This is a genomic window from Alteromonas sp. C1M14 (assembly GCF_018860965.1).
Taxonomy (GTDB): domain Bacteria; phylum Pseudomonadota; class Gammaproteobacteria; order Enterobacterales; family Alteromonadaceae; genus Alteromonas.
The window spans coordinates 40,346-54,915 of record NZ_JAHKQF010000018.1; the positions used below are offsets into that span (position 1 = coordinate 40,346).

The 14,570-nt window shown below is 42.9% G+C and carries 14 protein-coding genes; 1 reads left to right on the forward strand and 13 read right to left on the reverse strand.

Annotated elements, in window-relative coordinates; all coding sequences use genetic code 11:
* Window positions 1–298: 298 nt before the first annotated feature.
* The 13 genes from KO501_RS16660 to KO501_RS16720 form a co-directional block, all read right to left on the reverse strand.
* On the reverse strand, window positions 299–1,033 hold the full coding sequence (locus KO501_RS16660; protein WP_216030822.1) for a hypothetical protein: 735 nt from the start codon (window positions 1,031–1,033) through the stop codon (window positions 299–301).
* Window positions 1,034–1,649: 616 nt separating this feature from the next.
* Window positions 1,650–2,318, reverse strand: coding sequence for an ABC transporter ATP-binding protein (locus KO501_RS16665; protein WP_216030823.1), 669 nt, complete (start codon window positions 2,316–2,318; stop codon window positions 1,650–1,652).
* Window positions 2,319–3,563, reverse strand: coding sequence for an HlyD family efflux transporter periplasmic adaptor subunit (locus KO501_RS16670; RefSeq protein WP_216030824.1), 1,245 nt, complete (start codon window positions 3,561–3,563; stop codon window positions 2,319–2,321).
* Window positions 3,535–5,805 carry a hypothetical protein gene (locus KO501_RS16675; protein ID WP_216030825.1) on the reverse strand — a complete coding sequence of 757 codons (2,271 nt, stop codon included), beginning with the start codon at window positions 5,803–5,805 and terminating at the stop codon, window positions 3,535–3,537. The genes KO501_RS16670 and KO501_RS16675 overlap by 29 nt, the downstream gene beginning before the upstream one ends.
* 5 nt (window positions 5,806–5,810) lie before the next feature.
* On the reverse strand, window positions 5,811–6,254 hold the full coding sequence (locus KO501_RS16680) for a hypothetical protein (RefSeq protein ID WP_216030826.1): 444 nt from the start codon (window positions 6,252–6,254) through the stop codon (window positions 5,811–5,813).
* Between the two features lie 268 nt (window positions 6,255–6,522).
* Window positions 6,523–6,708 (reverse strand): hypothetical protein, encoded by a 186-nt coding sequence (locus KO501_RS16685; protein WP_216030827.1) that lies wholly within the window; start codon window positions 6,706–6,708, stop codon window positions 6,523–6,525.
* A gap of 99 nt (window positions 6,709–6,807) precedes the next feature.
* Window positions 6,808–7,815 carry a LysR family transcriptional regulator gene (locus KO501_RS16690; protein ID WP_216030828.1) on the reverse strand — a complete coding sequence of 336 codons (1,008 nt, stop codon included), beginning with the start codon at window positions 7,813–7,815 and terminating at the stop codon, window positions 6,808–6,810.
* A gap of 130 nt (window positions 7,816–7,945) precedes the next feature.
* On the reverse strand, window positions 7,946–8,446 hold the full coding sequence (locus KO501_RS16695; RefSeq protein ID WP_216030829.1) for a cytochrome c: 501 nt from the start codon (window positions 8,444–8,446) through the stop codon (window positions 7,946–7,948).
* Between the two features lie 44 nt (window positions 8,447–8,490).
* Window positions 8,491–9,039 (reverse strand): methylamine dehydrogenase light chain, encoded by a 549-nt coding sequence (locus KO501_RS16700; protein ID WP_252728535.1) that lies wholly within the window; start codon window positions 9,037–9,039, stop codon window positions 8,491–8,493.
* Between the two features lie 17 nt (window positions 9,040–9,056).
* Window positions 9,057–9,662, reverse strand: coding sequence for a redoxin domain-containing protein (locus KO501_RS16705; protein WP_216030830.1), 606 nt, complete (start codon window positions 9,660–9,662; stop codon window positions 9,057–9,059).
* Window positions 9,663–9,675: 13 nt separating this feature from the next.
* Window positions 9,676–10,212, reverse strand: a complete 537-nt coding sequence (locus KO501_RS16710; protein WP_216030831.1) for a MauE/DoxX family redox-associated membrane protein — start codon at window positions 10,210–10,212, stop codon at window positions 9,676–9,678.
* A gap of 9 nt (window positions 10,213–10,221) precedes the next feature.
* Window positions 10,222–11,340 carry an amine dehydrogenase large subunit gene (locus KO501_RS16715; RefSeq protein ID WP_216030832.1) on the reverse strand — a complete coding sequence of 373 codons (1,119 nt, stop codon included), beginning with the start codon at window positions 11,338–11,340 and terminating at the stop codon, window positions 10,222–10,224.
* 92 nt (window positions 11,341–11,432) lie between these two features.
* Window positions 11,433–13,676: a TonB-dependent receptor gene (locus tag KO501_RS16720; RefSeq protein ID WP_216030833.1), complete on the reverse strand. Its 2,244-nt coding sequence runs from the start codon at window positions 13,674–13,676 to the stop codon at window positions 11,433–11,435.
* Window positions 13,677–14,190: 514 nt separating this feature from the next.
* Between KO501_RS16720 and KO501_RS16725 the strand changes: the two genes are divergently transcribed.
* On the forward strand, window positions 14,191–14,508 hold the full coding sequence (locus KO501_RS16725) for a c-type cytochrome (RefSeq protein WP_216030834.1): 318 nt from the start codon (window positions 14,191–14,193) through the stop codon (window positions 14,506–14,508).
* Window positions 14,509–14,570 lie beyond the last annotated feature (62 nt).

A 14,570-nucleotide genomic window follows, 5' to 3' on the forward strand; every position in this document is an offset into this window, starting at 1 on the left:
AACGATTAAGTTAACTGGTCGGATGAGTTAAATGGGGGTTCCTGCGTTATACTTTGAGTCAAGTAAGAGCAGGAACGTTCGGATTGCGGAGCTAATACACTCCTATATACCCTGCCTCCCGTCATCTAGTTAACTAAAGTAGCTTTAATATTTTAGATGGTGGCGCTCTGCAAGACAGAGACAACTACTCATGTAGTGATAGGGATCTCGGAAAAATCTATTGTATTCGAAAGCCCAAGCAACTCAAATTGTTTGGGTTTTTTGTTTTTATTCACTAATTACTTTACGTGAAGCGGGTTCAGATTTTTCTTCTTGCCTTTTTTTTCTTTTTATAGCCTTTCTTTGACTTCTGTAGTGCTGGCCCTTGAAAGGGTGGTCTCTTGGCGAAAACGTTTCTAACTGCAATTAAAAAAGGTTTTGTGTCCTTTCCTTGAAGCAGTTTGACTCGAAAGTCGTCTTCGTCAACTAAAAAGGCGGTTTCTATAACCATAGAGAGATCTCTGGCGCTTAACCTGTGAAGCTTGAAAAGAACAACATAACAATGCTTTTCACTTTCACCATGCTCAAATTCAAAGAAACCTGTAAGGCATGTACGATCATCCCCTTTATTAGCCAGAATACAAAAATTGGAAGACGACTCTTGGAGAGATTTAACGAACAGAGGGATGTTTTGGCTACTGAGATATTTTTCACTGCAAAAAACTCTTTTATCAGAGGAGACTATTTTTTGCCCATATCTGTCAAGTTTCGCAATATGAGGCCTATCTTCGTGATGCTCATACTTAATAAGTAAATGGCCGGAGTCCGAAAGTTGCTTCTCATTATCTGATCTTTCCAGCGCACGGCTGTACACATGGTTCGTTGGGCGAACTTCAATGGAGATCGTTTCTATTCGTTGATCTTCAAACTTAAAATTTTCAACTTTTACAACGTGGTCAAATAAATGATCGAGAGGAAATACTTGAGCGATACCATCAATTTCTACTTCTATTGAACTGATTCCATCATGGACTACGTTATTTGGATACATCATCCCTATTCTTTATTTAATGACTGAAATTATAGAGGCCGGACAATATTGCATTCTAAAATATGCATATTACCAACGACAAAGCCATATATTGTATTCCTATTAGGCATTAATTACTAACAGTGTAATGGCGAACTTAGTTCGGAATCGAGTCTCGCCGTAGATGTCATCTTCTGGCTATGTGCAGCCTTATTGAGCATAAAGTCAGTATGCCCGCTTTTGCTATAGCCAGAAGTAGGAAATCACATCGTAGTACGTTTGTGGAGTTATGATCCTGATATATTCATATCGGTAGAGCATGCCATAGCAAAAGCAAAGCTCAATGAAGGTTTTAATAAGGGCAAGCCATTTGGCCGGTTAAGTGAGCATTCAGAAGATATATTGCAATTGTTGAGTTTTGAAAAGCGCTTCCTTGAGGAAGTTGAAACTTAAATGCATTTGGGACAATTGTGGGGCAACGCCAAAGTAATGTATAGTGATAGTTAGTTATTATTGGTGTCTCCAAATCCCTTGGTGCATCTGCCCCTGTGAAAAAGCTGTTGTTTTTTCAATGAGTCTAATTTGCCCTCCGGAGGCAAGAGTTATAGATTCGAAGCACAGCTTTAAATCACAACAAGGCTCACCGCCTTTCCAACTTCCCATCGAAAATCGTGAATGTACTTGTGGCCATGCTGGCGATTTCGGCATCATGGGTAACCAGTAGTATGGTGGTGCCTTGGGTGTTTAGGTTTTTTAGAATTTCCCCTATGGCTAGGGTGTTTTTGTGGTCCAGGTTACCGGTTGGTTCATCGGCAATAACCAGTGTTGGGTTATTCATTAACGCTCGGGCAATAGAGACCCGCTGTTGCTGGCCGCCGGATAACTGGCTGGGGAAATGGTGAAGCCGGTGATTTATGCCTAACTGTTCGGCCAAGGTTTTGGCATGTTCGGTTTTCTCATCACTGACTTTGCCATGTAACAGTTTTGCGGGCAGCACAATATTGTCTAAAACATTCAAATGGTCGATGAGTCTAAAATCTTGAAAAACAATGCCAACGTTAGACAGCCGGGTAAGGGCTAAGCTTTTTCGTGAAAGGCCATATAAATCGGTGCCGTTATAAGTTACCGAGCCTGCGGTGGGTTTTAATAGCCCGGCGGCCACGTTAACAAACGATGATTTACCGCTTCCTGAAGGGCCGGTAATGGCAATGAAATCACCGTCTGAAATAGTGAGGTTTAGCCCGTTAAGGGGGGTCGTTTTTACCGTGTCAGAAACATAATCTAAGGTGACGCTCGAAAACGCTATCATTTACCCTCCTATATTCAGGTTGAGGTGGCTTTTATTGTCCATTTGTGCCGGAGAGATAAGCACCACGGTTAATGGGCTAATGGTATCCGTGGCTAACACTAAGGTGTCTTGCTTTGCTTCAATCACCTTAAATTCGGCTAATTGGGCGGTGGCAGTGTGGTCATCAGTCAGTACATAGAGTTTAATAAAGTCCCCACCGTCAAACCATGATAGCCGGGGCACTTCTATTGCGTTGATCAGTTTATTTGAGCGAATTTTAGCTGTCCATTCACTGCCAATGAGCGAGTCTACGTTGTTCGCCGATGCCAGTTGTGCGCGGGCGACAAAATGGCCATTTACGCTTATTTTGTTCACCGATGAAATGGGAAGATTAACCGACTTTTCCGTTCGGGGATTATAAAAGCGCACGCGGTTCCCTACATCTACGGCGTTAAAATAAAATTCGGGAATGCGGATAGAAAAACTTAAATTTTGCGGGTCGCTAATGTCGAATAAAAACTGACCATTGGTTACGCTGTCCCCTATATTAACATTCGCCTGTGAAACGATGCCGGTTAATGGCGATACTATTTTTAGTGCTTCGACTTTTCTTTTTAATATATCAAGGGCGCGCTTTTTTAAAGCAAGCTTCTTATTAAAGTTGTCTATTTGGCTCTCGTAAATCCCAGACTTCACCTTCTTAAGGTTAGCCAATGACGCCAATTGGGCGGTTAACCGTTTGACCAAAAACTCAGACTTGGTAAAGGTTAATTTTGAGTAGGAACCGGTATCGATGAGTTCCATATACGCCCGATGATTAAGCTCTGCTTCCTCAAGCTCAAGTTGCGCTATGCCAATTTTGCCTTCTAAATCGATGATATCTTCACGTAATTCTGACTTTCGGATCTCCAAATTAATTTGTTCTGTTTCATATTCGTACAGGGCGGTGTCATATTCATCGATTAAAGCGCTGTTGACGATTTCCACCGCAATTTGTCCTGCCTCGATGGTAGAGCCACTGTTAACCTCCACGGTTTTAACAATGCCCGACGAGGAGGCTGCCACACTTCTGTAGGATGCAGATTCAAGTACTGCCGAGGCAACCACTACACTATTTGATGGCTTCGTTTGCAGCGATAAAATTTTGCTTTTTGGTACGTCTATGCGGTCTGTTTTTAAGAAAAAGAAAGCTAAAATAACCACAACTAAAATCACGACAAAAAGGCGTTTTTTTAGGTTAGAACGCGGCGCTATTACTACATCCATGGTTTAAAACTACCTTTATTTTACGTAAGAACATAAACAGAATAAAAATGAGAATGACAGAGACAACGGCGATAAATACAAAACAATAGATTTTAAAAGACGGCCATAAATTCAATCGGTAAACAATGAATATGGATGCACAAAAACAGGCAAAGGTAGCAAAGGCTACCCGGCCCACTATGTAACTCAAAGTTTGACCCTCAGAGGCACCAATGCTTAGCAGTGTATTTATATTCGATTTATAAAAGTTTAATGTCGATTCTGCCGCCGCATAGCAGCCGAATATGGCAAGAAAAATAAGAAAACCAGTCAGCAAGAAAAGGAAGAATAAATAGAAGAGCTGGTTAATGATTTCTTTATTTTTAAAGTCAGTATAATCGATGATTTTGGCTATTTTTAGTTCGGGTGGTAAAACGGATTTAATCTTTTCCACCACAAGGCTTAAATTGTTGGCGGTGGTATTGATGGCAATAAACTCTAACTGGGAAATGGACTTAAGCTTCTGGTAAGCCACCAAGTCAGTGTCATCTAGCAGGCCCGCATAGGGGAACTCAGCTTCAATGGCATTAATGTGCATGAGGTATTTTTGCCGATTAGTGGTAACTTTGTCTTCATCGAGGGTAAGGTATTCCATGTAAAGCTTTTGCGTTATCGACTGGCTTATAAGCCTCTGTAATTGGGGGGAAGCATTGACATCAAAGCGCTCGTCACTGTTTTTTACCACCTTGTCATAGTTGTCACTATTGGTGAGTATTTTGAAGTAATCGCCATAGATGGCGTTCATTCTTACGTTGATTTTCTTTCCATCTACAATGAAAGGTGAAAGGAGATCCCTTGTCAGGTAGGGAAACATGGTAGACATGGAATAATCTTCAATAGCCTGGTTTTCCATCAATTTATCTAAAACGCTAGTAATCGGTGCCACGCTCTTTGAAACAACAATATTACCGGTGTTATCAAAATTGAAGCTGTTGTTGTTAAGTTCGATAACGGCAATGTTTTCTATATTCTCTTTAAAAATCATATCTTTGAGAAAATCAAACTCACGCAAAGCGCTATACGTACTTAAGAGCAATAAGGTTACGATACTCACAGACAAAGTGACGTAGATGCCAAATTTAAATTCATTGATAATTTTGGCTGTAACACGGTGTTGCGTTATCGATGATGTAAAGAAAACGGCGCTAAATAGCGAAACGGCGGCAATAACGATAAGAATAAAAGGGATAATGAAAAAGAGTTGCTTATAAAGGAAAGGGTAAACACCTGTGCCAAAAAGATTGATTGAAAATCGATAGCTTAAAAAGCTTAGGCCAAGATAGAAAAATAACCCTACTATAATGCTATATTTAATGAGTTTTGAAGCCGCAAATAACGATGCTATTGCGATAAACTGCGTCAAGGTTTTGCTTGTCCAACCGAGTTTACTGATGATGCCCAGGTCTCTTCTAAAGGACGTATAAACTAAATAAGAGAAAATTAGGCACTCTAAAATTAGTAAGCCGTAAAAAAAACGTTGAATGCTTTTATCAAACAAATTAACTTTTCTATCGAATTTATATTCTAACGAAGAATAGTAAATGCCATCAGTTACCACGACGTCTTCTGTCGGTATGAATTGTCCTATTTTCTCTATTAACTTATCCTGATTAGCGGATAGATCTGGCTTTGCTTTAACAATAATGGATAGGGATTCAACTTCTGACTCTTCAATGATTGCAGAATAATCACTAATGATTATCGCTTCTGGGAGGCTATCGTCACTGTCATTTCCAAATGAACCATTGAAGTAATATTTTTTTTCGTCAATGGTTATAACCTGGTTTTTATCCACTTCTTCGGCTAATTTCTGGTGGATATCTGTTCTAAAATAGATGCACTTGGAAGATGTACAAGTATTGATATTTTGTTTGAACGAGGCTTCATTAGAAAAGTACAAGGCATTGAGTACGTGCTGGCGGCTTATGGTAAAACTAATAAGGCTTTTTTTCGCTAAAATTATGCTGTCTTGTTCTCTTTCTAGGGCAGAGATCAAAGACAGAAGCGCGCTTTTTTCTATGGCACTTCCATTAAATATAATGCTATGTAAGCTTTCTTTTTCACTAAACAGCGAATTATTGTTTGAATCAATACTATGGCTGATAAATAGGGCACAAATGTTGGTGGTGATGAGAAAGATGATCACCCTAAATTGAAGCGCATTTTTACGATAGATATTTTGTAAAAAGTGATAAAAAATCACAATTTTTACCCAGTAATTATAAACTGAAATACCGCCGTTTTATGGCTAAATTGGGTACGACTGATTTTCTCATCTATGGTTTTACAAGGCGGGCAGGGCATAGCGTTGCTATCCAAGCTGATATAATACAGTTCGTATTCTGTATCTTTTTCACCCTCTAGGTTAAGCAGCGCTTTTAACTTGGTGGTATTTTCTAACCCCTGGCTATGCTGGCTTAAGCATTCATCTTGAGTGAAATCGACGTGGCTATTCAGTTTGTTTTCAATTACAGAGCCCACGCCGTCGTAGACAATACAGGGGGCACTTGTATCAACAATAATGAGTCGGGGAACCTTAAAGTCAAAACCGAGATCCGTAATATCATTCACGGTTAAGTGTGTTTTGAAAGTAGCACTGGTACAAAGAGGTGCAAAAAAAGACGCGAGTAAAAAAACTATAAAACCTTTCATAAACATCCCTGAAAAAACGTAGAGCGTCAAACCCTGAATTAGGCCCCACTTATGTACTTAAAAAGAGAGTTTTGAATACTTAGCTGCGGGTAGATGGAAGATGCTTACAAACTATCCGTAGCGGGGTAACATCTCAATTCCCTTTGAGTAAGTACATAATTTAAACTAATGGATTTTTTTATTGGTTTCAAATACTAATTGCATTTTTTACCTGCACACCTGCACACCTATAAATCTAAAAAAGTACTTAAAAACAATTGTTTAAATCTTATTGCTCATGATTTTTCGTGTTGGCACTGGTGGATTCCCGGGTGATCACCTTGCAATCAAACACCTTGTTCGTTTTCTCTACCGCGCGGTTTAACACTCGATTAATCAATAACTCGGTACTGCGGGCTGCCAGCTCTTTTATGGGTTGCTGCACCGTGGTGATGCTCGCTTTGCCGATTATCAAATGTCGGATACCGCCAACATTGATGGCGAACCCTTGTCTCGTTCGCCGAAATCCATCTTAAATGTAGGTTATGCCCATAAGTAAGTAATTACTTACTCTTTATTTGCACATAACAAGCTCGCTGACACTGGCGCTTGGAATACTTTGTCTGGCTTCACCATCAGCATAAACAAACTCTCCTGCCCATGAACTATTCTGGTTTGCAATCCGCGCTAGGCTAATAATTTTACTCATAACAATACTCATTGCTTTGGTAATCGAGCTGTCTACGTGGGTATTAATGGTGACTTCTCGTTTTAGCTCATCATCAATTAAAGGGATTAATTTTACTAACCCTTTTTCTGCTAAGTGATACGACGCCGACGATGGCGCAATCATAATTCCTGTGCCTTGGGCCACCACACGTAAAGCTGTTGATAATTGCCCAAATCCAGCCAGTAATTTCAGTTTCTTCTCTTTTTTCACTTCCATGTTTTTAAGGGTGTCTAGTAAAGTGTCTTTATGGCCGGGGGCCAGCACTGCTAAATGACAAATAGCATCAAAGGTAAGGGCATCCACGGAAAGCAATTCTTTATAAGCTTTTGCCCCGTGAATACCTACTACTACGAACAGATCTTCACGAATCAGTGGTTTGCGAATGATATTGGCCGTGGGTACTTCTTCTTTATAGCTAAGGGCGATATCGATTTCTTTGTCTGCTAATGCCTTGTTTAAGCATTTGGAGGGTAGGGTGGTAATTTGAACTTTGATGTCTGGGAATATTTTTGATAATTCATCCACAAGAGGAATGGCCAAAATATTGTCTATAGACTGGGTCAGTCCTAACGACACCGTGCCACTGGGGTACTTGGCCATATCGGTAATGGCGTTTTTAGCAAAAATCATGCGATTAAGCAGCTCGGTGGCATGGGAATAAAACACCCGACCGCTTTCTGTTAAATGCACGCCCTTATAATTGCGTTCGAAAAGCGTGTTTTTTAGTTCAAATTCAAGATTCGCAAGTTGTTGGCTAATACTTGGCTGAGCAACGTCTAATTCTCTTGCTGCAGCGGTGATACTTCCATGTTTTGCAGTTGATACAAAGTATTGAAGTTGTTTGAAATTCATCAGTCACTTTCCTTTTTACCTGATAGCTCACGGGATACATGAAAAGCGCCTTACCAATAGGGTCTAGGCGGTTCGGTAATGTGCCGGTACTGCTGGCAAAGTCCTGAGTGTTAATGCTTCAAAAGAGTAGTTAATTCCACGGGTAATGATCGGGTAACGCTATACCGCGTTTTTCGAGTCGTTTTGCGATATCTCTGCGCAATTTCACCAGATCGTCTGGGGGTTGCTTACGTAGTTTAGCAATCTGTTGTTCGGTAAATCTATACGTTGAATTAGGTACACTGTTTGCTCCGAATGACGTAATGACATAGTTCATGATATCTGCTGCATCTTTGTCGCTGATGCCTGCGCTCATTACGCCTCCCACGTTAACCATGTACCAGGCGCCCTCTTCATCATATAAAAATGCACCAATGTTTGGTGGCATTTGGGGAACATCGGCTTCTATTTCACCCATGCCGTCTAAACCATGACAACCGCCACAAAAAAGGGCGTATTTATTCGCGACCGGTGCATTATCTGAAATACCATGAATGGATGACAAATTGCTATTGGCAACAGCAGAACTACCGATAAAAGAAACAGCCGTGGCTACGGCCAGTATAAAAACACGGGGTTTCAGAATGATCATTCTTACCTCCAAAGCGCCGGCCGAAGCCGGCTATAACGGAATGTTTATGCTGTTCCTACAATGGCAGCAACGGTACAGTGGTAGGCGTTTTTATTATTCGCCATACACCAGTTAATGCCATTATGAAGGCCCAAGCGATAACCAGGACGTTCACGTTCGTGGTTACTACAGCGGCAACCGTTACACGACATCTTGCCGCAACAGTCGTTGTAGCTAATGAGGTAAGATTTTTCGTCCACGGGGTTTTCACACGTACCAATCCACGACACTTTAGAAATATCACTGCCAGGGGGGCAGTCGGTTACCGAGCCACCACAACAAGTACAAAGGGTGCCCGACAACGCACAGTAGCGCCAATAATCACATTGTTGATCGTCGGCATCAAAAGCACTGTCACCTTTTTGAGTGAATTCCGCTGCAGATGCTTCGCCTAGGCGGTCGTAGGGCAGCATGGGAACCACAGCCATGCCCACCATTGCTTGGCCGGCTTTGGCAAGAAAGCTACGGCGGCCAGAGTTAGTAGCCTGACGGCGGACTGATTTCTCCGTCATGCTATCTAATCTGTCTTTAAGTTTAGATAAAATATTGGTCATTGATTTCTCCTTGGGTATTATGCGTGAGCAGAATTTTCAGCCTGCTCAATGTAGGTCTGCACAGAGGCAATACCCATTTCTTTTGCGTTAAACAAACTTTCAATTTGTTCTCTGTTATTTACCAGCCCTTTCGCTAGCACGTTTCCGTTTTCACCAATGAGCAGTGCAAAAGGTAAACGACTCACACGAAACGCCATGCCTAGCTCGGTCGACAATAAGTAAGGAAAGGCGGATAACTTGTGAGATTCAATGAAACGAGCATGTTCGTCGGCCTTGCCGTCACTGGCCAATACCACTTTTAACCATGAACGTTCATCGTTTTGGATCTTAGTGAGCAAGGGGATCAGCTTTTTACATACCGGGCAGGTGGGAGAGAGGAAAAACAGCAAGGTACTGTGAGACTGAGGGCCGCCTACACTTACTGCACCTGTACCACTTAATGATTGAATATCGAATTGGGGAGCCGGCTGTCCAACCGCAGGGCCACTGTCGGTAACCAAAGCACCAAGAGGGGCGACCCGCTCAAATAAGATACCCGTTTGACGAGCCAGTGCCCACATAGCAACAACCAGACCCATTACCACAACAAATAAAACACCAACAATAATGTTAATCGCTTCCATAATATTTTCCTTATTAACGTAAATCTGAAACCACAATGTGGGCTTTAATTTTTAGTAATTGTTCAAACAGCATAATTGCACCCCACAGCATAATGATGCTCATTACGCAGGTGGTAGCCGGTACAAAACCGCTTATTTGTTCGACGGGTAAAAAGGCGGCGAGGCTAGCGATGCCGGCATAAATAGCATTGCGTAACAGGTGCCAAGGGCTGATACCCTGACCTGATCCACCGCAGCCACAATCAATGGACACGCGACCGCGCTTAAGATTGATACCAATGGCAGCGGCATAGCCAACTAACAGAGCCATAGCTAGTAGGGCGCCAACGCTTCTAAATGACGGGATTAACACTAAAACAACCGTAGCCAGTTCTAGGCTCAACACCAATACGGCCAGTGCTGGAGCCATTTTTTCTGGAAACAATTTGTAGTCGCGGATAATGCCCTGGGTTTCAAAAAAGTTGAATAACTTACCCACAGCCGCTTTGGCGAAAATCAATGCGATTAACCCAGCGCTGATGGCAGAAAGTATTGCGATTCCTGAGTCCATAATATTTCCCTATAGGGTAAAGGCTGAAGGACGTTCCATTTTCATGAACTTATCCCGACGCAGGGTATAAGCCGCATTTGGATCGACAAAATAGCGAACTAGACCGTGTTTCTTCGTGCCTAAAAATACGTATTTGCCTTCGCCAGAGTAATATTGCAGGGATATTCCATCGGCAATGGTGCTGCGAGACACAATCTTGTTATTTTTGTAGTCGTAAACCCATGCTTCAGTGGCGGGCTCTACGTGGGAGCCGTCCCAGGCTTCTTCCTGCATAAGGATATACAGGTAACTGGTGCCCGCGATTTTACTCATTAGCTGATAGCCACTGGGTTTGTAGTTACCCGGCGTACCGTCTGGCACCATCTGCTTTTTACTTGCTAGCACAGGGCGTTCGCCACTAATGTCAATGGTGTAGAAATTGCCGTTAAACGAAACAAAAAATAGGGTGTCGCCTTCACGTTCAGCAAACACAAACAAGGGGTCACTATCTACATCAAAAATAACCTCGCTTCGTACCGTAGAACCATACTCACCGTTTTCTTTTAGCGTGATTGCCGACAAGCGACCATCACCACACAAAGAAACAAAGCGGTTCTCATCGTTCATGATGGGGTAAATGCCCCAGCAGCCCGGTAAGGGTACTTCTGCAGCCTGTTTTTTGCCGGCTACATCAAACACAGTTACCGACGTTGCTGGTGTCGCATTTTGCAAGAATAACCATTTCTGTTTAGCCGAGCCCTGCATGAAGGGTATTTGCATTCCGGTCATGGCTAACTTGTCGACCACAGGAACTTCGATGGTGGGCGAAAGGGTTTCCATATCCCAGAAACGCACATTGTCGTGTTTTGCGCCTTCACGACCTTTATCGTAATAAGTACGGGTGGTGTATAAGGTTTTACCATCTAACGACAACACTTTTTGTGTTGCTTCAGAAATGGTGCCCTGATGGCTAAATGTTTCTGGGTCTAGCACATGAGAGCGGCTATACTCCGACACAATAATATGGGGGGTATCGGGTAGGTTTTTAATTAGTCCTACCTTTTCTATTTCCAGTTCGGCAACAGCGGTACTCGCAAAAGCGAAGCTAGAGACTGCCGAACAAACGGAGATCAGCTTTCGTAATTTCATAATTTTCCTCATTAAATTCTAAGATCAGTAACTCAACGCATGTGATCCTTAGCCTTTAGCCGACAGCCATTGCTGCCTGCCGGCTAGTGTTATCAGAAGTTGTATTCAACGCTGGCATAAACTGTTCTGGGCGTCCCCATCTTGTATGAGCCGCCGCCGGTTTCACTGGTGCTAATGGCTGACAAATAGTCAGTATCAAGCAAGTTGTAGAAAGCGAGTTGAAAGCGCATATTCGAGAAATGACTCATATCGTCACCTTCCCAACCCACAGAGCCATTCACCAAGGTGTAGGCGTCGGTTTCTTCGGTATTGATAGAGTTTGCGTAGCGTGAACCTGTGTACTTCACGTCGAGGTTGAAGAAGTAGTTGTCACCTTTATAGGCGGCAACAAAGCTTCCTGTTACTTCGGGTTGGTCGAAAATATCATTTCCGGCAACTGGAACCAGTACGTCCGAATCGGTATCGGCGTCGTAAGTGTAATAGTCGTCTTCAAATTTCGAGCTGTTATAAGAAATCGATGCGGTGTACTTCCACTGGTTGTTAGGGCGGTATTCCCCAGACAATTCGGCACCGTAGGTTTCCATGTCGCCCACATTGGTGTATGCCGACCCTGAAATGGTTTGAATGTCACGAGACGAAATAGAGATGATACGATCTTGATAATCGATACTGTACAAGGCGATGTAACCACTCCATGTCTCGCCGCTAGTACGCAAACCTACATCTATATTGGTTGATTGTTCTGGCGAAATATCGGGGTTAAATATTGTCGATACCAAGGCTTCGCTTGGCGTACCCGCATAGTTTTCAGCATAGTTTGCAAAGACTTGCGTATCTGGGGTGACAAAATAACTCACACCAAGCTGGGGTTGAAACAAGTCTTCATTTTCAACACTAAAGTCGCGGTAAGTATTGGAATTGTAGTCGGTAAGGTTAGCGATGCCTTCAAAATGACGGTCAACCATTAGGGCTTTTGCGCCAATTTCCACACTTAAATCGTCATCAAGAAAACGTAATGTGTCTTTGATATAGAAGTTCGTGGTTTGGGTACTGAAGTGACGATCGTAGCTCCAACCGATAATTTCATCGGTGATTCTGCCATCTTCTAAACTGGAGTTTTGCAAAGGCAGGTTCGGATCATAATCGTAATCTTCGTACCAGGCACCAAATTCCAAGGTGTTGTCCATGGAAATTTCCCACACCGCATTTACCGTCGTACCGTAGCGTTCGCCTGGGCGTTGGCCTTTACGCTGAGCCATAATACCGTTGGGTTCGTACTCGATATCGGTACGCCCGCCTTCAATGGCGCTATCGTAAAGTGACTGGGCATTTGCTGGTGTTACTGAGTACCAAGCATAGCCGTGCTTTCTTTCATAATAGGGCGTGACTTTTACGTTGAAGTTTTCCGTTAGCCAAAAATCGCCCACAAGATTGTAAAGCCAAGTACGGCGGCCGTTTTTCCAATACTCGTAATACATCCAATCGATTTCAGGATCGCCAGTAAGCCCATCAATAATGGTCCACCATGCCGCGGGGTTTCCATCTAGGTCATATTCCATGTAATCGTGATCGTCACGGTTATCCCATGTCATATGAAACGTCAGACTATTTTCATCCCAAGTTTGCTTAATCTTCGCTTCTACGTGGTCGTTCGCTAATGTGGCATTGTCGATTTCGAAGGTGTTTGAACGTAAACGGGCGCCTGAAATATAAGCCGTTGGACCACCTTTCCATAGTTCGCCGGTATCTACCCGAATGAAGCTACGTTGAAAGTTAAAAGAACCAACGGTAAATGAAGCGCTTCCGCCCACTTCATCTTCTGGATCGCTACTAAAATAACGAATGGCTCCGCCTAGCGCGTGTTGGGTGGGCTGGCTAACATCACCGGAACCCGGTGATACTTCTACGCCTGCAATGTTTTCGCTTAAAACATAGCGAGCAATGGTGCCACCTTCGCTGTTATTTACCGATTCAAGGGGAACACCATCGATGGTGATACCCAACTGACCCGCATCGAAGCCCCGTATCGATATGGTGTTAATGAGTTCGTACATGCCGTAAGGATCGGACGTTTGTACCGTAACACCGGGAAGATCTCTAAGCAGGTTCTGTGGTGCGATACCCGGCGCTTGCGCGTCTATGTAATCTTGATCAATTGTTGCGGTGGTACGCGTTGTTTTTGCGCCTATAACCGCGATCCTTTCTACATCACTGATGGCAGCAGCATCAGTGTCTGACTCTTGTGATGAAGCATGATTGGTCGCTAATGCCAGACCTATCGCGCTTACCAACTTGAGTTTCCTTTTTGTGGTTAAAAATGGTGTTTTCTCTTTCATGGCAATACCTGTTATTTCTGACGGTTGAAGGTATGCCTGCAGTGGTCATTTTATTATGCGTAGTCAGTCATTTTGTCTTTCACCGAAGTTGATAAAGACAAAAAAGTGGTTTCTATTTGACCTCTTGCGTATTTACATCCGTATTGCCAGGACAATTCGTATTGTTATTGTTTCCTGCAGACTTTACTGCTGTCTCACAAGCTAAAATACATAAAACATATCTTGTGCAGCAGTCCGCATTACTATGACGACACCAAAGAACCGTGTGAAGAAAGATTACCCTATGGTAGAGGTAGCAATTTGCTATGTACGTCATTTAGCCACTATGCACATTTTGAAAAGCTATTGTTTAATTAGCCGCTGTTGATCAAAAGCGTGTTACGACTATGACGGAAGTAGTAGAAAAAATAGGAAAAAGTAGCATGAAAAAAGGGACTTTAGTGTATAACCCCGTTCAAGCGGTGTGTGTTAACTTTTCTGCATTTGCAGGTTCATATTGATAACGGGAAAGTTCATGTTACAAAAACAATGTTTTATCGCCATCCTTGGTTTGGGCATGTTTCAGGCCGCGTACGCAGACGATACCGCTGATAAAGGCAAGCAGGTATATAATCAGGCTTGTGTGATGTGTCATGCTGCGGGCATTTCTAATGCACCCATTGCGCATAACACCGCACAATGGGAAGAGCGAGTGGAAAGTAAGGGCATGGATACCTTACTGAAAAATGCGATGTCGGGTATCAATCAAATGCCGCCTATGGGTTTGTGTGCAGCGTGTTCTGAAGAAGATCTTGCAGCCGCTATTCAATATATGATGTCAGAGACACCATAACGGGGTTAGACAAGGCAACACAGGTCTACGCTTATGCCAGCCTATGACTTTTTGGTATGGCA